Origin of the sequence: Bradyrhizobium sp. 141 (assembly GCF_023074055.1) — a bacterium.
In the GTDB taxonomy this organism is placed as follows: Bacteria; Pseudomonadota; Alphaproteobacteria; order Rhizobiales; family Xanthobacteraceae; genus Bradyrhizobium.
Window position 1 is genome coordinate 160,445 of sequence record NZ_JADPKR010000025.1, and the last position, 18,972, is coordinate 179,416.

Annotated in this window: 16 protein-coding genes; 11 read left to right on the top strand and 5 right to left on the bottom strand. The window is 65.5% G+C overall.

Annotated features, from left to right (window positions below):
• Positions 1-36 precede the first annotated feature (36 nt).
• Positions 37-558, bottom strand: a complete 522-nt coding sequence (gene fabA / locus IVA81_RS08105; RefSeq protein WP_247314611.1) for a bifunctional 3-hydroxydecanoyl-ACP dehydratase/trans-2-decenoyl-ACP isomerase — start codon at positions 556-558, stop codon at positions 37-39.
• 353 nt (positions 559-911) lie between these two features.
• On the opposite strand from fabA, the gene irrA reads away from it, so the two are divergent.
• Positions 912-1,403 carry an iron response transcriptional regulator IrrA gene (irrA, locus tag IVA81_RS08110; protein ID WP_247314484.1) on the top strand — a complete coding sequence of 164 codons (492 nt, stop codon included), beginning with the start codon at positions 912-914 and terminating at the stop codon, positions 1,401-1,403.
• 137 nt (positions 1,404-1,540) lie between these two features.
• Here irrA and IVA81_RS08115 read toward each other — a convergent pair whose 3' ends face one another.
• Positions 1,541-2,071, bottom strand: coding sequence for an SH3 domain-containing protein (locus IVA81_RS08115; RefSeq protein ID WP_247314486.1), 531 nt, complete (start codon positions 2,069-2,071; stop codon positions 1,541-1,543).
• 324 nt (positions 2,072-2,395) lie between these two features.
• Between IVA81_RS08115 and IVA81_RS08120 the strand changes: the two genes are divergently transcribed.
• A complete protein-coding gene (locus IVA81_RS08120; RefSeq protein WP_247314488.1) occupies positions 2,396-3,397 on the top strand; it encodes a D-glycerate dehydrogenase in 1,002 nt (333 codons plus the stop codon).
• 142 nt (positions 3,398-3,539) lie between these two features.
• Here IVA81_RS08120 and IVA81_RS08125 read toward each other — a convergent pair whose 3' ends face one another.
• Positions 3,540-4,448: a LysR family transcriptional regulator gene (locus tag IVA81_RS08125; protein WP_247314490.1), complete on the bottom strand. Its 909-nt coding sequence runs from the start codon at positions 4,446-4,448 to the stop codon at positions 3,540-3,542.
• A 116-nt stretch (positions 4,449-4,564) separates the two neighbouring features.
• On the opposite strand from IVA81_RS08125, the gene IVA81_RS08130 reads away from it, so the two are divergent.
• Positions 4,565-5,572, top strand: a complete 1,008-nt coding sequence (locus IVA81_RS08130; protein WP_247314492.1) for an aldo/keto reductase — start codon at positions 4,565-4,567, stop codon at positions 5,570-5,572.
• 9 nt (positions 5,573-5,581) lie between these two features.
• Here the strand turns inward: IVA81_RS08130 and moeB are convergent, their stop codons facing one another.
• On the bottom strand, positions 5,582-6,385 hold the full coding sequence (gene moeB / locus IVA81_RS08135; protein WP_247314494.1) for a molybdopterin-synthase adenylyltransferase MoeB: 804 nt from the start codon (positions 6,383-6,385) through the stop codon (positions 5,582-5,584).
• Positions 6,386-6,615: 230 nt separating this feature from the next.
• Between moeB and IVA81_RS08140 the strand changes: the two genes are divergently transcribed.
• Positions 6,616-7,974 (top strand): peptidoglycan-binding protein, encoded by a 1,359-nt coding sequence (locus IVA81_RS08140; RefSeq protein WP_247314496.1) that lies wholly within the window; start codon positions 6,616-6,618, stop codon positions 7,972-7,974.
• Between the two features lie 299 nt (positions 7,975-8,273).
• On the top strand, positions 8,274-9,017 hold the full coding sequence (locus IVA81_RS08145) for a ParA family protein (RefSeq protein ID WP_247314497.1): 744 nt from the start codon (positions 8,274-8,276) through the stop codon (positions 9,015-9,017).
• A 259-nt stretch (positions 9,018-9,276) separates the two neighbouring features.
• Here IVA81_RS08145 and mutM read toward each other — a convergent pair whose 3' ends face one another.
• Positions 9,277-10,182, bottom strand: coding sequence for a bifunctional DNA-formamidopyrimidine glycosylase/DNA-(apurinic or apyrimidinic site) lyase (gene mutM / locus IVA81_RS08150; RefSeq protein WP_247314499.1), 906 nt, complete (start codon positions 10,180-10,182; stop codon positions 9,277-9,279).
• A gap of 81 nt (positions 10,183-10,263) precedes the next feature.
• Between mutM and ubiE the strand changes: the two genes are divergently transcribed.
• The 6 genes from ubiE to tsaE all read left to right on the top strand — a co-directional run bounded on the left by ubiE (position 10,264) and on the right by tsaE (position 18,948).
• Complete coding sequence (ubiE, locus tag IVA81_RS08155) at positions 10,264-11,025, top strand: bifunctional demethylmenaquinone methyltransferase/2-methoxy-6-polyprenyl-1,4-benzoquinol methylase UbiE (protein WP_247314501.1); 762 nt, start codon at positions 10,264-10,266, stop codon at positions 11,023-11,025.
• Positions 11,022-12,596, top strand: a complete 1,575-nt coding sequence (ubiB, locus tag IVA81_RS08160) for a 2-polyprenylphenol 6-hydroxylase (protein ID WP_247314502.1) — start codon at positions 11,022-11,024, stop codon at positions 12,594-12,596. Before ubiE ends, ubiB begins: the two co-directional genes overlap by 4 nt.
• Positions 12,597-12,652: 56 nt before the next feature.
• Positions 12,653-14,104, top strand: a complete 1,452-nt coding sequence (gene coaBC / locus IVA81_RS08165) for a bifunctional phosphopantothenoylcysteine decarboxylase/phosphopantothenate--cysteine ligase CoaBC (protein WP_247314504.1) — start codon at positions 12,653-12,655, stop codon at positions 14,102-14,104.
• Positions 14,101-14,559, top strand: a complete 459-nt coding sequence (gene dut, locus IVA81_RS08170) for a dUTP diphosphatase (protein ID WP_247314506.1) — start codon at positions 14,101-14,103, stop codon at positions 14,557-14,559. The genes coaBC and dut overlap by 4 nt, the downstream gene beginning before the upstream one ends.
• 367 nt (positions 14,560-14,926) lie before the next feature.
• Entirely contained in the window at positions 14,927-17,431 is a 2,505-nt protein-coding gene (locus tag IVA81_RS08175) for a PAS domain-containing sensor histidine kinase (protein WP_247314508.1), read from the top strand.
• Entirely contained in the window at positions 17,428-18,948 is a 1,521-nt protein-coding gene (gene tsaE / locus IVA81_RS08180; protein WP_247314510.1) for a tRNA (adenosine(37)-N6)-threonylcarbamoyltransferase complex ATPase subunit type 1 TsaE, read from the top strand. The genes IVA81_RS08175 and tsaE overlap by 4 nt, the downstream gene beginning before the upstream one ends.
• Positions 18,949-18,972: the final 24 nt, after the last annotated feature.

Genomic DNA, 18,972 nt, shown 5'->3' on the forward strand with positions numbered 1-18,972 from the left:
CTCGTTGTCTTGCTCGTTCTCTTCGTGGTGATGCGCTCAGCCCAGGCTCGTGCCCTGCTTGAACAGGCCGACCTTCAGGTCCTTGGCGCGATAGATAATCTGGTCATCGACCGAAAGCCATCCGTCGGCAATCCCGAGCACCAGCTTTGAACGCATCACGCGCTTGATATCGATGTTGTACACAACCTTGCGCGCCTCGGGCAGCACCTGGCCGCTGAACTTTAATTCGTTCAGACCAAGCGCGCGCCCCCGACCTTCGCCCCCGGTCCAACCCAGATAAAAGCCGACCATTTGCCACAGCGCATCGAGGCCGAGGCAGCCGGGCATCACCGGATCGTTCTTGAAGTGGCAGCCGAAGAACCAGAGGTCGGGCTTCACGTCGAGCTCGGCGCGCACCACGCCCTTGCCAAACTCCCCGCCGGTCTCGCTGATTTCCGTGATGCGATCGAACATCAGCATCGGCGGCAGCGGCAGCTGGGCATTGCCCGGGCCGAACATCTCGCCACGGGCGCATGCCAGCAGATCTTCGTATTCGTAACCGTTGCGCCTGTTCAGCATGCACGAGCCTCTGTTTGAATTCCGATTGAGCGGCGTTCTTTGGCGAAAATGGGCCCCGTCTCGGTCGGAGAGCAACGCCAATGCCATAGTCAGGCGCGACTCCCGCATGCCCCGGATGGACTGCCGACCGGGCCTCCATGCCCGGCTGCGCCAAAAATTGGCTAAGCGGAACCGCGCGCTCTCTAACACAGGCCATTTCGGGTGGCAAAGCGCATCCATGAAGGTAAAATGACGCGATCCCGGCCCGGTTCCAAGTCTGATTAGAACCCCTCTAGTTGCGAGAAACTTGCATCTGCATCTTTCTGTTCTTATATTGCAGATAGATATTGTTCACGCGTGCCCGAAATCTGGAAATGAGCGAGAATATAACGCCCCGTCACGACGACGACGTCCATTCCGCAGCCCTGCTGTCCGGCCGCCAGCCGGCTTTGACCGGCTGCCCCTGGCATGACGTCAACGAAATGCTCCAGTCCGCCGGGCTGCGTCCGACGCGCCAGCGCATGGCGCTCGGTTGGCTGTTGTTCGGCAAGGGCGCACGGCACCTCACGGCTGAAATGCTCTACGAGGAAGCAACACTGGCCAAGGTTCCGGTGTCGTTGGCGACCGTCTACAACACCCTGAACCAGCTCACCGATGCCGGTCTGCTCCGCCAGGTCAGCGTCGACGGCACCAAGACCTATTTCGACACTAACGTCACCACCCACCATCATTACTACCTCGAGAACAGCCACGAGCTGGTCGACATTGAGGATCCGCATCTGGCGCTGTCCAAGATGCCGGAGGTGCCCGAGGGTTATGAGATCGCGCGCATCGACATGGTCGTGCGCCTGCGCAAAAAGCGCTGAGATTTCTCTAAGCTGAGAAGATCGTCATGGCCGGGCTTGTCCCGGCCATCCACGTTTTTGGAGCAGGCGAGAAGCGCGTGGATGCCCGGGACAAGCCCGGGCATGACGGTGGGGCGAACGCTTCGCCCGCCTCCGGCTCAATTCACCTGCTCGTCCGAATACACGCCCCAGAGGCGCTCCTGCTGGATCCAGCCGTCGAAGCCGTTGCCGGTGACGCGGCACCAGTTTGCAGTGCACTTCTTCACCTGGGTGACGACGCCGGCCTGGAGCTTTGCTGCAACGGCGCTGTCGAGATCGGCACGATCGTAGATCGGGGCGAGCTCGTCCTTGTGCTTCATGGTGACGACCGCGGTGCGGCGGCCCGACAGCAGCGAGTGATAGACCCAGCCCTCGGCGCCCTCGGAATCGCGCACCCGGCGCCAATTCTCGAACTCGGCGGTGATTTCGACCGGCAGACCGGCACGGGTGTAGACCCAAGCCACGTCATTGTCCTTGGTCGGGCCGGCGCGAACATTGACGTGATCCGATTTGAGGCTGACGTAACGCGGCACCGGCAGGCCGCTGGTGGTCTGCGGGGTATTGTCCTTGGCCGATTGCGAGGGGCCGACCGAGGCGCTCCACCAGGTGCAGACAAGCGCCATCACCGAACAAAAACGCCCCAACGCCATCAACCCGTCTCCTGTCGAGGACCCGGCCTTGCCGGACCCTCACCCCAAAATTCCAAACCCTGCCGCGTAGATCCCGACCCGCCCCACGCGGGTGTTCCCCAAGCCTGGCCCGTGGTTCTTGTCTTGGCCCGGCCTTCTGCTAGAGAGGACGGGCACTTGAACAACCAGTTTGCCCCGATTTTCCGGCCGGAAATCTCGGGAGAGCTTGGAGGAAACGCCGGGGACGGACACGGCAAGGGCAGTGTCGAACAACCGGGTTAATGAGGCCTCAACGGCCGGCCTTTGGCGACAGAGGCGGTCTGCGACGCCTCATGAGAGCAGGACATGTCGGTGAAGAAAAAGCCCCTCGTCGTGGTGACGCGCAAGCTGCCGGATTCGATCGAGACGCGGATGCGCGAATTGTTCGACGCGCGGATCAATCTCGAGGACACGCCGATGTCCGCCGAACAGATCGCGGAAGCCGCGCGCACCGCCGACGTGCTGGTTCCGACCGTCACCGACCATATCAGCGCCGACATCGTCAACCAGCCCGACTGCAAGCTGCGCCTGATCGCCAATTTCGGTAACGGTGTCGACAATATCGACGTCGAAGCCGCGCACGCCCGCGGCATCACCGTCACCAACACGCCGAAAGTTCTGACCGAGGACACCGCCGACATGACCATGGCGCTGATCCTCGCCGTGCCCAGGCGGATGATCGAAGGCGCCTCGATCCTGACCGAAGGAAAACCCTGGCCCGGCTGGTCGCCGACCTGGATGCTCGGCCACCGCATCGGCGGCAAGCGGCTCGGCATCATCGGCATGGGCCGCATCGGCCAGGCGGTCGCGCGCCGCGCCCGCGCCTTCGGCCTGCAGATCCACTATCACAACCGCCGTCCCGTGGCGCCAAAGATCGCCGAAGAGCTTGGCGCGACCTATTGGGAAAGCCTCGACCAGATGCTGGCGCGGATGGACATCATCTCGGTGAACTGTCCGCATACGCCGGCGACCTATCATCTGCTCTCGGCGCGCCGGCTGAAGCTGATCCGGAAAGACGCCTATATCGTCAACACCGCGCGCGGCGAGGTCACCGACGAGGACACGCTGATCAAGCTGATCGAAGGCGGCGAGATCGGCGGCGCCGGGCTCGACGTCTACGAGCACGAGCCCGCGGTCAATCCAAAACTGGTGCGGCTCGCCAAGGCCGGCAAGGTGACGCTGCTGCCGCATATGGGCTCGGCCACGATCGAAGGCCGCGTCGAGATGGGCGAGAAGGTGATCATCAACATCCGCACCTTCCTCGACGCGCACAAGCCGCCGGATCGCGTGCTGCCGAGCATGCTCTGAAGACTTAAGACTAGCCGCGTCCCAAGCTCTCCGTCCTCATCCTGAGGAGCCGCGAAGCGGCGTCTCGAAGGATGGCCACAGGCGATATCCGGGCTTTCATGGTTCGAGACGCGCATTCCGCGCTCCTCACCATGAGGATCCACTATCTGCGCGTTTCGCGCTTGCGCCAGTCGGCGACGAAATCGATGAAGGCGCGCAGCGCGGGCGGCGTCTGGCGTCGGCTCGGGTAGTACAGGAACGGGCCCGGGAACGGTTCGCACCAATCCTCCATCAAGCTGACCAGCGTGCCGGACTTCAGGGCATCGCCGACATAGCCATCGAGCGTCGCCCAGATGCCGACGCCGTCGAGCGCGGCGCGCATGGCAAGGTTCATGTTAGTCGAGATCAGTTTTGCGGGCGGATCGACCTTCACGACCTGGCCGGCCTTCTCGAACTCCCAATCGTGCATGACGCCGCTCGAATAGCGGGCGCGGATGCAATCGTGGTCGAGTAAGTCCTTCGGATGAAGCGGCTTGGCGCGGCGCGCGACGTAATCGGGCGAAGCCACCACCACGTAGCTCTGCGGTCCACTCAGCGGGATCGCCACCATATCCTGCGCGAGATGTTCGCCATAGCGCACGCCGGCATCGAAGCCGGCACTGACGATGTCGACGAAGCCGCTTTCAGAGACGATGTCGAGGTCGACCTGTGGATAGACGCTAAGAAACGGCCCGACCATCGGCGCCAGCACGAGATCGACCGCCGGCGGCGGCGCATTGATGCGCAGGCGGCCCGAAGCGACCTCGCGCAGGCCCCGCACCTGATCGAGCGCATCGCCGACATCGCGCAGCGCCGGCGCCACCCGCGACAGCAGCAGCTCGCCCGCCTCGGTCAGGGCAACGCTGCGGGTGGTGCGGTTCATCAGGCGGACGCCGAGGCGCTCCTCCAGGTCTCGCAGCCGCTGGCTAAGGCTCGACACAGACACACGAATTTCGACCGCGGCACGCCGGAAATTGCGGGTGCGGGCGACGGCCACGAAGACATCGAGATCGCGCAGGTCGGGCTCAGTCATTGTTCGCCAGTGTGAACAAGCCGTCCTAGATTGTCCAGCTTATCGGCGCAATCGGGCCGGTGCATATCTGGCCTGGTCACGCGGCGCAATCAGCCGCCTTTTCGAGGAGAGCCATCATGGAACAGCGCAAACTTGGTTCAACCGGCCCTACCGTCTCCGCCCTCGGCCTCGGCTGCATGGGTATGTCGGAGGTCTATGGCCCCGCGGATCGCGACGAGAGCATCGCCACGGTCCATGCGGCAGTCGACGCCGGTATCACGTTGCTCGACACCGGCGACTTCTACGCGATGGGTCACAACGAGATGCTGGTTCGCGAGGCGCTGAAGGATTTCTCGCGCGACAAGGTGCAGATCAGCGTCAAGTACGGCGCGCTGCGTGGTCCCGCCGGCGAGTTCGCCGGAATGGACACCAGGCCAACCGCGACCAAGAACTTCCTCGCCTATTCGATGCAGCGGCTCGGCACCGACTATATCGACATCTATCGCCCCGCGCGGCTCGACCCCAGCGTTCCCATCGAGGAGACCATTGGCGGCCTCGCCGATCTCGTGAAGGCCGGCTACATCAGGCATATCGGCCTGTCCGAGGTCGGCTCCGACACCATCCGCCGCGCGCATGCCGTGCATCCGATCGCCGATCTCCAGATCGAATATTCGCTGATCGAGCGCGGCATCGAGCGCGATATCCTCAAGACCTGCCGCGAGCTCGGCATCGGCATCACGGCTTACGGCGTGCTCGCGCGCGGACTGATCAGCGGCCACTGGACCAAGGACAGCGGCAAAGCCGGCAGAGACCACCGGCTGATGACGCCGCGTTTCCAGGGCGCGAACCTCGATGCCAATCTCGCGCTCGTCGAATCGCTTCGCACGGTTGCGAACGACGTTGGAGCAACGCCGGCGCAGGTCGCGATCGCCTGGGTGGCGGCGCAGGGCAAGGAGATCGTGCCGCTGGTCGGGGCGAGAACTCGCAATCGTCTCACCGAGGCGTTCGGCGCGACCAGGTTCACGCTGACACAGGCCCATCTCGCTGCGCTGGCAAAAGCCTTCCCGCCGGATGTGGCTTCCGGCACGCGCTACGCCGCCGAGCAGATGGCGCATCTCGACAGCGAGAAACCGGCCGCGGCGTAACCGCGGCAATCAGGCGCGATGGGCGCTGAGGTCGGTGACCACGGGCCCATCGCCGTTGAGCGGGTTGGCCGGATCGCGCGAATAGCGCAACGTCTCGAAGCGCATCGCGCGCGCATCGATCATCAGGAGGCGGCCGACCAGGCCGTCGCCGAAACCGACGATCTCGCGGATTGCCTCCAGTGCCATCATCGAGCCGAGCACGCCCGCCAACGCGCCCATGACGCCGGCTTCCGCGCAGGCCGGTACGGTGCCGGGCGGCGGCGCCTCCGGAAACAGGCAGCGATAGGTCGGATTGAATTCGCCCTGCTCGTTCGTCTCATGCGCGCGGATGGTGGTCAGCGAGCCGTCGAAGGTGCCGAGCGCGGCGGTAATCAGCGGCCTCTTCGCGAAGAAGCAGGCGTCCGAGACCAGATAGCGTGTCGAGAAATTGTCGGAGCCGTCGAGCACGAGATCGTAGTCGCCGATCAGGCTGAGCGCATTGTCGGCATTCAGCCAGGTGGCATGGCCGACGAAACGGACATGCGGATTGAGCGCCGCGATCCGCTCGGCGGCGCTCTCGACCTTGTGCCGGCCGATGTCGGGCGTCGTGTGGATCACCTGGCGCTGCAGGTTGGACAGCGACACCACGTCGTCGTCGACCACACCGAGCGTGCCGATGCCGGCGGCGGCCAGATACATCAGAGCGGGCGCGCCGAGCCCGCCGGCGCCGATCACCAGCGCGGAGGCCTGCTTCAGCGCGGCCTGGCCGGGACCACCGACATCGCGCAGCACGATATGACGGGCATAACGTTCGAGTTCGTCCGGGCTCAGCATCGTCGTCCGTTCCTCTCAACCCTCATGGTGAGGAGCGCGGAACGCGCGTCTCGAACCATGAAGGCCCCGTTCTCGCCTGTGGCATCCTTCGAGACGCGGCCTTCGGCCGCTCCTCAGGATGAGGACCTGGGTGCCTGGCTCGGCTCTTGGCCTGAACCACCGCTACATTGTTCGCGACCAACGAGATGTGCTTCAATGGCATTGCGTTCAATGGGCTGGTTGGATTTGTCATGAGATCGATGCTTGCGGCAACCTTGATGTTTGCGGCTGCCACAGGCGCGAACGCCCAGATGACGGCGCCACAAATCCCCGGCTCCACCCCGAAAACGGTTCAGACCGTTCCGGTCAAGCCTCCCGCAATGCAGACGCCATCGGCGACGGCCGATGCCATGGCAAAAGCAGAGCGACTGTCGCTGCAGTCCGACCTCGCCTGGGTCGGCCGGTATAATGGCGCCATCACCGGCGACGTCAGCGAACGCATGGTCAACGCCATCAAGGAATACCAGAAGGCCAAGGGCGGCAAGCCGACCGGCGTGCTCAATCCGCAGGAGCGCGCCGCGCTCGCCGAGGCGGCGCGAAAGAAGCAGGACAGCGTCGGCTGGAAGATCGTGACGGAGCCGACCAGTGGCGCCCGGCTTGGCATCCCCTCAAAACTGGTGCCGCAGCAGGCGAGCGACGCCAACGGCTCGAAATGGACCTCGCCGACTGGAACCGTGCAGGTGCTGCTCAGCCGCCGCAAGGAGGCGAACCCGACCGCGGCGAAACTCGCGGAGCTGGAGAAGGAGCCGTCCGGGCGCAAGGTCGACTACACCGTGGTGAAGCCGGACTTCTTCGTGCTGTCGGGCTTGCAGGGTCTGAAGAAGTTTTACGTCCGCGGCAGCTTCAAGGGCGACGAGGTCCGCACCATCACGATCCTCTACGACCAGGCGACCGAGAACACGGTCGAGCCGGTCGTGATCGCGATGTCGAGCGCCTTCAATGCATTTCCGCCTGGGCCGCAGGTCGGGCCGCCGCCGCGCAAGACCGTCGAGTACGGCACCGGAATCGTCGTCAGCGACGATGGCGCAATTGTTGCTGACCGCCTCGTCACCGACGGCTGCCTCGCGATCACGATCGCCGGCCATGGCAGTGCCGACCGTGTCACTGATGACAAGGAGCGCGGTCTCGCGCTGTTACACATCTACGGCGCACGCGGCCTGAAGCCGTTCAGCCTTGCTGGCGGCGTGGCAAAGACGAACGTGGATGTCGTCGGCATCGCCGATCCGCAGAACCAGGGCGGCTCGGGCGGCGTGTCGATCGTCAAGGCCGCACTGACGCCAGTCCCGAGCAGCCAGTCCATGCTGTCCCCGCCGCCGGCAGTTGGGCTTTCCGGTGGTCCGGCGATCGACGGCGACGGCAGGTTCGCCGGCATTGCGCTGTTGAAGCCAGCAATGGTGGCGGGACCCGCGACATCAGTGCCGGCGTCGCAGGCCGTGATGGTGTCCGCGGACGCGGTGCGTGATTTCCTGAAGGCGAACGATGTCGCGGCGAATGGCACGTCGACGGACGCGAAAGCCGCTGTCGTCCGCGTGATCTGCGTGCGGAAGTAAGGCAGCCAAAATCACCAGGCTCTCGTATCCCGGACGCGGCTATGAATGCCGCTCCGCTGAGCCGGGGCACCAGATCAACTAAGCCGCGAGCATCGTCACACGTACCACTACGGGTCCAGTAATGGTACGGATTCGCTGGCATTCCCTGTTCCGCCATCATCGCTACTGCTGATTCGGACTCCGCGATCCCCCTTTGGATCGGGCCGGCACGTCCTGAGCGAGAAGAGCTCAGCATCGAGATCGATGCACGTTCGCGTGGCGTATTCCTGACCCAGGCACTCCAAAGGATTGATCTTCAAATGCACACGATCGTACTGGCCACCCAAAAGGGTGGCAGCGGGAAGAGCACGCTGGCCATCGGCCTCGCGCTCGCAGCCAAGCAAGCCGGCTTCACCGTCCGCCTGATCGAGACCGACCCGCAGGGCACCCTGTCCAACTGGCAGCGGCGCCGCACCGCCGATGATCTCGTCGTCGAGCCGATCTACCATGCCGCCGACATCGCGCCGCGCCTGAAGATGCTGGCCGACAGCGGCCTCGAGCTCGCGATCGTCGACACTGCCGCCGGCCTCAGCGCCGCGACCACCGCGGCGATCCGTCATTCCGATCTCTGCCTGATCCCGGCCCGCCCGAGCGTCGCCGACATCGAGGCGACCGCCTCGACACTCAGCGTCGCGCGCGCCTGGAAGCGGCCCTACAGCTTCGTGCTCAACCAGACGCCGATCCGCGGCCAGCGCATCGACAACGCCGCCAACACCCTCGCCGAAGAAGCCGCGCGCGATCTCACGGACGTGCTCGCGCGCCCGCTGATCGTGATGCGCAACGATCACCAGGACTCGCTCGCGAGCGGCCTTGCCGTGAGCGAATTCGCGCCGAACGGCAAGTCGGCGGACGAGATCCGCGGCCTCTGGCGCTGGATCGAAGCCCGGCTCGAGCTCGCTGCGACAACCGGTGTCCTGATCGGCCAAGTGATGTCAGCTGCGGACGGCATGCTGCATGCCGGCGCCGAGCTTTCGGTGGACGAGACCACCACGCTGGCGTCCTGAGCGGGACGATCGCTCAGACGGCAGTTGGCCCTTCACCATCCGGAAGGGCCCCAGCGACGAAGCAATCCGGCTACCAGCTCGGCCGGATTGCTTCGCTGCGCGTTTTGCGGAATGCTCTATCCACCCGTCATTGCGAGGAGCCCTTGCGACGAAGCAATCCAGAATTCCTCCGCGGAAAGATTCTGGATTGCTTCGCTGCGCTCGCAATGACGGAGCAACATCTTGCGGTCCGGCGCTCCATCCGGGCTACGGCGCTACGTCACTTCTGACATTTCGGGCACCAGAACGTCGAACGTCCGTTCTGGGTGAAACGCTTGATCGTGCCGCCGCAGCGCGGCGTAGTGCACTTCTGGCCTTCGCGATCATAGACCTTGAAGGAATGCTGGAAATAACCGAGCTCGCCCGAGGTCTGGCGATGGTCGCGCAATGACGAGCCTCCGGCCTTGATGGCGTCGTTCAGCACGGTGTGGATCGCACTGACTAATCGCTTGGCATGATCGGTCGGCGCGCCGCCGGCAACGCCTTTGCGCTGTCCGGCCTTGGTCGCGAGCGTCGCGGCGATCCGGCGCGGCGACAGATGCGAGCGATGCAGGGCTTCGCAGACATAGATGTTGCCGAGCCCGGCGACCACGCGCTGGTCGAGCAGCGCCGCCTTCAGGCTCGTGGTCTTGCCGGCGCAGGAGCGCGCCAGCATCGCGGCATCGAACTCGTTGCCGAGCGGCTCGGGGCCGAGCCCACGCAGCAGCGGCTCTTCTTCAAGCGCGCTGCGTGCGATCACTTTCATGTAACCGAAGCGGCGCGGATCGTTGAAGACGATGTCGGCGCCGGAGGACATCCGAAACAGCACGTGGTCGTGCGCGGAATCCTTGGCCTTCGGATAGTGAAACTCGCCGGGCTGCACATCGTTGTCCGGCTTGATGACACGGAACGAGCCCGACATGCCCAGATGCATCAAGAGCACGTCGCCGGAGGCGAGGTCCGCCATGAGATATTTTGCACGGCGGCCGAGACCCGTGACGACCTGGCCCTTGAGCCGGGCCACGAAATCCGGCTGGAACGGAAAGCGCAGGTCGGGCCGGCGGGCCTCCGCATTGAGGATTTTCGCACCCTCCATGACAGGCTGAAGGCCGCGGCGGACGGTCTCGACTTCGGGCAATTCAGGCATGGTCAGGCATTCACCTTATGAGGGCGGTGTGATAGCGCCATTGCGGCGGGCGCGCTATGGTCCGCCCAGTGGAGTAGAGTAATGGATCGGCCGGGCGAAACCACGCATTTTGGCTTCAGGGACGTCCCCCTCGGGGACAAGCAGACGCTGGTGAACGACGTGTTTCGCAGCGTGGCCTCGCGCTATGATCTGATGAACGATTTGATGTCCGGTGGCCTGCACCGGGTCTGGAAGGACATCATGATCACCGCGCTCGACCCGCCCAGGAGCGACCGGCCGTTCGCGTTGCTCGACGTGGCCGGCGGCACCGGCGACATCTCGTTCCGCGCCGCCAAGGCGGCAGGTACAGGCTTCCATGCCACCGTCTGCGACATCAACACCGACATGCTCGCGGTCGGCCGCGAGCGCGCCGTCAAGCGGCATCTCGAAACCCGGGTCGATTTCGTCGAAGGCAATGCCGAAGCGCTTGGCTTCGCCGATCGCCGCTTCGATGCCTATACGATCGCTTTCGGCATTCGCAACGTGCCCCGGATCGATCTGGCGCTGCACGAGGCCTATCGCGTGTTGAAGCCCGGCAGCCGCTTCCTCTGCCTGGAATTCTCCAGCGTCGAGATGCCCGGGCTCGATCGTCTCTATGACCTGTTCTCGTTCAAGGTGATCCCGCCGCTCGGCCGCATGATCACGGGCGATGCCGAATCCTATCAATATCTCGTCGAATCGATCCGCAAGTTTCCAAAACCCAACGCCTTCGCCGACATGATCCGCGACGCCGGCTTTGCCCGCGTCAGCTGGCAGACATTGTCCGGCGGCATCGTCGCACTGCATTCGGGCTGGCGTTTGTGATCTCTGCCTTTAACCACATTGCGCGCCTGATCCGCGCCGCGTTCGTGTTTGCCCGCGAGGGCGTGTTCGGCTCGGTCGATCCGAGCCTGGTGCCGCCGCCGGGACAGCTCGCGCTGAAGCTGGCGCGCCTCGTCGAACGCCGCGGCACCAAGCACGGCCCGCGGATCTCGCGCGCGCTGACCCGGATGGGCCCCGCCTATCTCAAGCTGGGGCAGTTCCTGGCGACGCGCCCCGACGTCGTCGGCGTCATCATGGCGCGCGACCTCGAAAGCCTCCAGGACCGCCTGCCGCCGTTTCCGCAGGACGAAGCCGAGGCCGCAATCGCGACCTCGCTGGAGCGGCCGCTGAAGGACGTCTTCGTGAGCTTCGGGCCTCCCGTCGCGGCCGCCTCGATCGCGCAGGTGCATCGCGGCGAAGTCTTGCGCGACGGGATCCGCACGTCAGTGGCGGTCAAGGTGCTCAGGCCGAACGTGGCCGCGCGCTTCCGCCGCGATCTCTCCGACTTCTTCTTCGTCGCACACAAGGCCGAGACCTATTCGGCGGAAGCGCGGCGGCTGCGCCTCATCGAGGTCATCAACACCATGTCGCGCTCGGTCGCCATGGAGATGGACCTGCGGCTGGAGGCGGCTGCGCTGTCGGAGATGGCGGAGAATACGCGCGACGACCCTGACTTCCGCGTGCCGACCGTTGACTGGGACCGCACCACGCACAACGTGCTGACGATGGAGTGGATCGACGGCATCGCGTTGAACGACCACAAGCGCCTGGCGGAGACGCAGGTCGACCTGCCCGATCTTGGCCGTAAGGTGATCCAGAGCTTTTTGCGGCACGCGCTGCGCGACGGTTTCTTCCATGCCGACATGCATCCGGGCAATCTGTTCCTCGACGACGCCGGCCGTCTCGTCGCGGTCGATTTCGGCATCATGGGCCGGCTCGGCATGAAGGAGCGGCGCTTCCTCGCCGAAATCCTGCTCGGCTTCATCACCCGCGATTATCGCCGCGTCGCCGAGGTGCATTTCGAGGCGGGCTACGTGCCCGCGCATCACTCGGTCGAGAATTTCGCGCAAGCCATCCGCGCCATCGGCGAGCCGATTCACAACCGCACGGCGGAAGAGATCTCGATGGCGCGGCTGCTGACGCTGCTGCTCGAGGTCACCGGCCTGTTCGACATGACGACGCGGCCCGAGCTGATCCTGCTCCAGAAGACCATGGTGGTGGTCGAAGGCGTGGCGCGCGGCTTCGATCCCAAGCTCGACATCTGGAAGATCGCCGACCCCGTGGTGCGCGAATGGATCGAGCGCAATCTCGGCCCGCTCGGCCGGGTGCAGGGGGCGCTCGCCGGGACCGGAGACATCGCGCGCGTGCTGATGCGCCTGCCGGAGATCGCCGAGCGATCGGTGAAGGTGCTCGAGCAGCTCGAGACCATGACGCGGGAGGGCATCAGGCTGTCGCCGGAGAGCATCGCCGCGATGGGACGGAGCGAGGGCCGCAAGAACCGCTGGCGCACCGTCGCGCTCTGGATCATCGCCGCGACCTTCATCGGCATCCTGATCGCCGTCCGGAATCTATGATTGCACTGCAATCATACGAATGATAGCATCGCTATCATTCCGTGCTGGAGGGCGCCATGGCAAGCCTGACCATCCGCAAGCTCGACGATAACGTCAAAACCTATCTGCGACTGCGCTCGGCCAAGAACCGCAGGTCGGTCGAGGAGGAGGTCCGGGTCATCCTGCGGGAGCTGATCGAGGGCCGCGAGGAGCCGCTGACGCCGTTTTCGGCCCCGCCAGTCGCGTCCAACGCCCTTACGCCCCAGCGCACCGGCGCCCTTCCCGAGGCCAGTGTCACCCTGATCATCGGCGGCGGCATCGCCGCCTACAAATCGCTCGACCTGATCCGCCGGCTGAAGGAACGCCGCATCGAGGTCCGCTGCGTCCTGACCAAGGCGGCGCAGCAATTCGTCACGCCGCTGGCCGTGAGCGCACTGTCGCATGAGCGCGTCTATACCGACCTGTTCGACCCCCAGAGCGAGTTCGACGCCGGCCATATTCGCCTCGCGCGCGATTGCGACCTGATCGTGGTGGCGCCCGCGACCGCCGATCTGATGGCCAAGATGGCGAACGGCCATGCCGACGATCTCGCCAGCGCCATCCTGCTCGCGACCAACCGCAAGGTGCTGCTGGCGCCGGCTATGAACCCGCTGATGTGGAACAATACGGCGACGCGCCGCAACGTCGGCTTGCTCCAGCGTGACGGCGTGGTGCTGATCGGGCCCAATTCCGGCGAGATGGCCGAAGCCGGCGAGTCCGGAACCGGCCGCATGTCGGAGGCGATCGAGATCGCCAACGCCGCCGAGCGGCTGCTGCGGCCGCCGGTGCCGAAGCCGCTTGCCGGCAAGCGCGTGCTGATCACCGCAGGTCCCACGCACGAGCCGATCGATCCGGTGCGCTATATCGCCAACCGCTCCTCCGGCAAGCAGGGCTTTGCCATTGCCGCCGCCGCGCAGGCAGCCGGCGCCGAGGTGATACTGGTGAGCGGTCCCGTCGATCTCGGCGATCCCCAGGGCGTGACGGTGAAGCATGTGGAATCGGCGCGGCAGATGCTGGAGCAGGTGCAGGCTGCGCTGCCCGCCGACATCGCGATCTTTGCCGCCGCCGTCGCCGACTGGCGCGTTGCCAATGAAGGCGAGCAGAAGCTGAAGAAGACCTCGGCCGGCATGCCGCCGCTTCAGCTGGTCGAGAACCCCGACATCCTCGCCACCATCTCGAAGCTGACCGACAAGCGCCCGCCGCTGGTGATCGGCTTTGCCGCCGAGACCGAGCACCTCATCGACAACGCCAAGTCAAAACTCGCGCGCAAGGGCTGCGACTGGATCGTCGCCAACGACGTCTCGCCGGCGACCGGCGTGATGGGCGGCGACCGCAACACGGTGCATTTGATCAGCCGCAAGGACGACGAGAAGGACGGCGAGATTGCAGTTGATTCCTGGCCGGTGATGACCAAGGAACAGGTCGCCATCGAACTGGTCGCGCATGTCGCAAGAAGCGTGACCGACAAATCCCGGGAGCCGGCAACTTGAGCACAAAGGTCACTGTCGAACTGCAACGCCTCGCCCATGCCGACGGCCTGCCAATGCCGGCCTATCAGACCGCGGAGGCCGCCGGCCTCGACCTGATGGCGGCGGTTCCTGACAACGAGCCCGTCACGCTCGCGCCCGGCCAATATGCGCTGGTGCCGACGGGGCTCGCGATCGCCTTGCCGCCCGGCCACGAGGCCCAGGTGCGGCCGCGCTCGGGGCTTGCGGCCAAGCACGGCGTCACCGTGCTGAATTCGCCCGGCACGATCGACGCGGACTACCGCGGCGAGATCAAGGTGATCCTGATCAATCACGGCCAAGCCGCCTTCGTGATCAAGCGCGGCGAGCGAATCGCCCAGATGGTGATCGCGCCCGTGGTGCAGGCCGCCCTGGTTCCCGTGACCACCTTGTCGACGACCGATCGCGGCGCCGGCGGCTTCGGCTCGACCGGCCGCTAGCTGAGCTGCGAGTTGGATGCACCTCTCTCGCTTGCGGGAGAGGTCGCGGAGCGAAGCGACGCAGGTGAGGGTTCTCTCCTCTAGGGGAATGTCCCGCTGTGGAGACACCCTCTCCCCGACCCTCCCCGCAAGCGGGGGAGGGAGCGCACCTTCATCGCGGCGCGCGCGCAGCGCTAACGCACGGCAGTTCCAGCCGAATCATCCCGAAGAACGACGTGAACTGGAACATCGCGCCCGCATTTTTGGGGAGCCGCGTTTACGTTCACGATCTGGACTCTTACCGGCGGAGTCACGGTGAGGGTATTGTCTTTTGATTCGCGCGCGACGGGGGTCGTCGCGCGCAAATCCGTGCGATCTTGGGGCAACTATGTCAGGCGTGATCGTGTCGATGCGTCGGACGCTGCTGTCGTGCACATCGCTCGTGCGCAACGGCTTGTTGGGAGGCGCTCTTGCAGCGCTGCTGCCGGCTGCGCCGGCCGAGGCCGCCGACCTCATCGACACCCTCTCCATCATGCTGGATTTCAACCGGCAGGAACTCGCGGTGCTCGCCACCGCGCTGGCCCTGCTCGGCTTCTCTGTGATGGCCGCGATCCTGTTGATGCGCACGCGCGTGCGCACGGCCAAGAACGAGGCGCGGCTGCGCGCCCGAATCGGGGAACTCCAGCTCCAGGCCGACCGTTTCGGCGCGCTGCTGTTCGCCGAGCCGCAGATTCTGATCTCCTGGCCGGCCGGCGACAACCGCGCGCAAATCTCGGGCGACCTCTCCATGGTGCTGCCGCGCGACTCTTCCCCGCAGCGCGTGCTCGCATTCGGAACCTGGCTGCCGCCGGAACCTGCGCTGCAGATGGATCATGCGGTCGATGCGCTGCGCGACCGCGGCGACGGGTTCCAACTGACGCTGACCACCGCGCATGGCCACACGCTGGAGGCCATCGGCCGCGCCATCGGCGGCCAGGCCATTGTCCGGATTCGCGAACTCTCTGGGCTCCGCCGCGATCTGGCCGAGACCAATCTGCGCTACAACGCGCTCTCCGACGAGACCGAGATGCTGCGCGGCTTTGCCGCCGCCGCACCCTGGCCGATCTGGGCCAAGGGCGAGAACGGCGCGCTGACCTACGCCAACCCGGCCTATGTCCGTGCCACCGAGGCGAACAACGTCACCGACGCGCAGGAGCGCAAGCTCGAGCTGCTCGACAGCGCCGACCGCACCGCGATGGAGCGGGGACTGAAGGACGCGGCCAATTTCAACGCGCGGCTGCCGATCGTGATCAGCGGCGAGCGCCGAATCTACGACGTGCGCGCCGTCAATGTCGGCAGCGGCAGCGTCGGCGTCGCCATCGATGCCAGCGAGGCGGATGCGCTCAGCTCGGCGCTGGTGCGGATGGCGGAGGCGCATCGCCGCACGCTCGACCAGCTCTCCTCCGGCGTTGCCGTGTTCGACGGCCAGCGGCGCCTTGCGTTCTACAACGATTCCTATCGCCGGCTGTGGGACCTCGACCGCAACTTCCTCGACGCCAATCCTGATGATTCCAGCGTGCTCGACCAGCTCCGCGCCGCGCGCAAGCTGCCGGAGCAGCCGGACTTCCGCGCCTGGAAGTCCAAGTTGCACGAGGCCTATCGCGCGGTCGAGACCACCAAGGACACCTGGTACCTGCCCGACGGCCGCGCGCTCTCGGTCGTCACCACGCCGAATCCGGAAGGCGGCGTCACCTATCTGTTCGACGACGTCACCGAGAGCCTTGAGCTCGCCCGCCGCTTCGACGGCATGATCCGCGTCCAGCGCGAGACGCTGGACAGCCTCGCCGAGGGCGTCGCCGTGTTCGGCAGCAACGGCAAGGCGCAACTGTTCAACCCGGCCTTCGTCCGGATGTGGAAGCTGTCGAGCGATGCCATGCGCGACGAGCCGCATATCCAGACCGTCGAAGGCTGGTGCCACCAGCTGTTCGACGACCCCGCGGTCTGGCGCCAGATCCGCGAGGCCGTCACCTCGATCGAGAGCCGCGCCGACGTTCCGCTGAAGCTGGAACGCAAGGACGGCAGCGTGCTCGACGGCATGATCCGGCCGCTGCATGACGGCGCGACCATGCTGACGTTCCAGGACATCACCGACACCGAGAACGTCGAGCGTGCGCTGCGCGAACGCAACGAGGCGCTGGAGGCCGCGGACCAGATGAAGGTGGATTTCGTCCACCACGTCTCCTACGAGCTGCGCTCGCCGCTCACCACCATCATCGGCTTCGCGCACTTCCTCAGCGATCCCTCGACCGGGCCGCTGACGCCGAAGCAGGCCGAATATCTCGACTACGTCACCAAATCGACCAATGCGTTGCTGGCGCTGACCAACAACATCCTCGATCTCGCCACCATCGACGCCGGCGCCATGAAGCTGGAACTCGGCCCGGTCGACGTCAGCAAGACCATCGAGCTTGCCGCCGAGGGCATTCAGGACCGGCTTGCCACCGACCGCATCCGCCTCAAGGTCGAGATCGCGCCCGATATCGGCAGCTTCATCGGCGACGAGAAGCGCGTGGTGCAGGTGCTCTATAACCTCCTCGCCAATGCCGTCGGGTTTTCTCCACAGGATTCCACCGTCGGCATCAGCGCGCGGCGCACCGAGCGCAGCGTGGTCTTCACAGTGACAGATTCGGGACCTGGAATACCTGCCGACATGAAGGACAAGGTGTTCAACTGGTTCGAAAGCCGCTCGCAGGGCTCGCGTCACCGCGGCGCCGGGCTCGGCCTGTCGCTGGTGCGCTCCTTCGTCGAGCTGCATGGCGGCAAGGTGCGGGTGGATTCGATCGTCGGCCGGGGCACGGTCGTGATCTGCGATTTCCCGACCGACCAGGCGGCGCATCGCGACGCCGCCGAATGACCGAACCCGTCACATTCTCCGTCGCGCTTCACAACGAGACGGCCACCGCACAATTGATGGCCGACCTCGCGCTGCTGGTCGGCCCCGGCGACGTCATCACCCTCACCGGCGATCTCGGCGCCGGCAAGACCGCGGCGGCGCGGAGCCTGATCCGCTATCTCGCCGGCGACGATGCGCTGGAAGTGCCGAGCCCGACCTTCACGCTGGTGCAGAGCTATGAGCTGCCGCCTTTCCCGGTGCTGCACGCCGATCTCTACCGCGTCGAGGACGAGCGCGAGCTCGAGGAGATCGGGCTGTCGCCACTGCCCGATGCCACCCTCGTCCTGATCGAGTGGCCGGAGCGTGCGCCGTCGGCAATGCCTCAAGACCGCATCGACATCGCGCTGACGCACCGTCCGGCGCTGGGCTCGAACGCACGCGCGGCCGACATCACCGGCTACGGCAAGGGTGCCGCGCAAGTCGCGCGGCTGAAGGCGCTGCGCGAATTCCTCGACGCCTCCGGTTACATGAATGCGACGCGCAAGCGCATGGCCGGCGACGCTTCGACCCGCTCCTATGCACGCCTCCTGCGCGGCGACGAGATCGTCATCCTCATGAACTTTCCGCAGCGGCCCGATGGTGCTGCGATGTACAACGGAAAGTCCTACAGCGCGGCGGTGCATCTCGCCGAGAATGTCAAACCCTTCGTCGCCATCGACGAAGGCCTGCGCGCCCAGGGCATCTCGGCGCCCGCGATCCATCATTCCGATCTCGACCATGGCTTTCTGATCACCGAGGATTTCGGCAGCGAAGGCGTGATCGAAGGCGATCCGGCGCGGCCGATTGCCGAGCGCTACGAAGCTGCGACCGACGTGCTGGCCACGCTGCACGCCAAGACGCTGCCGGACACCCTGCCGCTGGCGGGCCAGAGCTATGATATCCCGGTCTTCGACATCGACGCGCTCTTGATCGAAATCGGCCTGATGCCGGAATGGTATCTGCCCGACCGCAACGCGCCGCTGAGCGAAGCGGCCCGCGCGGAATTTTTCGCGATGTGGCGCGAGCTGCTGAGGAAGCCGCTGGCGGCGCCGAAGACGTGGGTCATCCGCGATTACCACTCGCCCAATCTGATCTGGCTTGCCGATCGCAGCGGCATCGCGCGCGTCGGCGTGATCGATTTCCAGGACACGGTGCTCGGACCGCAATCCTACGATGTCGTCTCGCTGCTCCAGGACGCCCGCATCGACGTGCCCGAGACGGTCGAGCTGACGCTGCTTTCGCGCTACATCAAAGCACGCCGCGCGAACGATGCAGGCTTCGACGCCGCCGGCTTCGCCGAGCTTTACGCCCTCATGTCGGCGCAGCGGAACACGCGCCTGCTCGGCACCTTCGCCCGCCTCAACCGCCGCGACGGCAAACCGCATTATTTGCGTCACCAGCCGCGGATCTGGACCTATCTTCAGCGCTCGCTGGCGCATCCGGCGCTGAACTCCTTGCGCGACTGGTATCTCGCCAACGTCCCACCGCCGCAGGCCTGATTTGGGCCCGATTTACCGGCTGTT

Coding starts and splice junctions, on each gene's coding strand:
- coaBC (WP_247314504.1), top strand. CDS start 12,653: ATGGCAAGCCTGACCATCCGCAAGCTCGACGATAACGTCAAAACCTAT.
- ubiE (WP_247314501.1), top strand. CDS start 10,264: ATGGATCGGCCGGGCGAAACCACGCATTTTGGCTTCAGGGACGTCCCC.
- IVA81_RS08115 (WP_247314486.1), bottom strand. CDS start 2,071: ATGGCGTTGGGGCGTTTTTGTTCGGTGATGGCGCTTGTCTGCACCTGG.
- mutM (WP_247314499.1), bottom strand. CDS start 10,182: ATGCCTGAATTGCCCGAAGTCGAGACCGTCCGCCGCGGCCTTCAGCCT.
- moeB (WP_247314494.1), bottom strand. CDS start 6,385: ATGCTGAGCCCGGACGAACTCGAACGTTATGCCCGTCATATCGTGCTG.
- IVA81_RS08120 (WP_247314488.1), top strand. CDS start 2,396: ATGTCGGTGAAGAAAAAGCCCCTCGTCGTGGTGACGCGCAAGCTGCCG.
- IVA81_RS08125 (WP_247314490.1), bottom strand. CDS start 4,448: ATGACTGAGCCCGACCTGCGCGATCTCGATGTCTTCGTGGCCGTCGCC.
- tsaE (WP_247314510.1), top strand. CDS start 17,428: ATGACCGAACCCGTCACATTCTCCGTCGCGCTTCACAACGAGACGGCC.
- IVA81_RS08130 (WP_247314492.1), top strand. CDS start 4,565: ATGGAACAGCGCAAACTTGGTTCAACCGGCCCTACCGTCTCCGCCCTC.
- IVA81_RS08140 (WP_247314496.1), top strand. CDS start 6,616: ATGAGATCGATGCTTGCGGCAACCTTGATGTTTGCGGCTGCCACAGGC.
- fabA (WP_247314611.1), bottom strand. CDS start 558: ATGCTGAACAGGCGCAACGGTTACGAATACGAAGATCTGCTGGCATGC.
- IVA81_RS08175 (WP_247314508.1), top strand. CDS start 14,927: ATGTCAGGCGTGATCGTGTCGATGCGTCGGACGCTGCTGTCGTGCACA.
- irrA (WP_247314484.1), top strand. CDS start 912: ATGAGCGAGAATATAACGCCCCGTCACGACGACGACGTCCATTCCGCA.
- IVA81_RS08145 (WP_247314497.1), top strand. CDS start 8,274: ATGCACACGATCGTACTGGCCACCCAAAAGGGTGGCAGCGGGAAGAGC.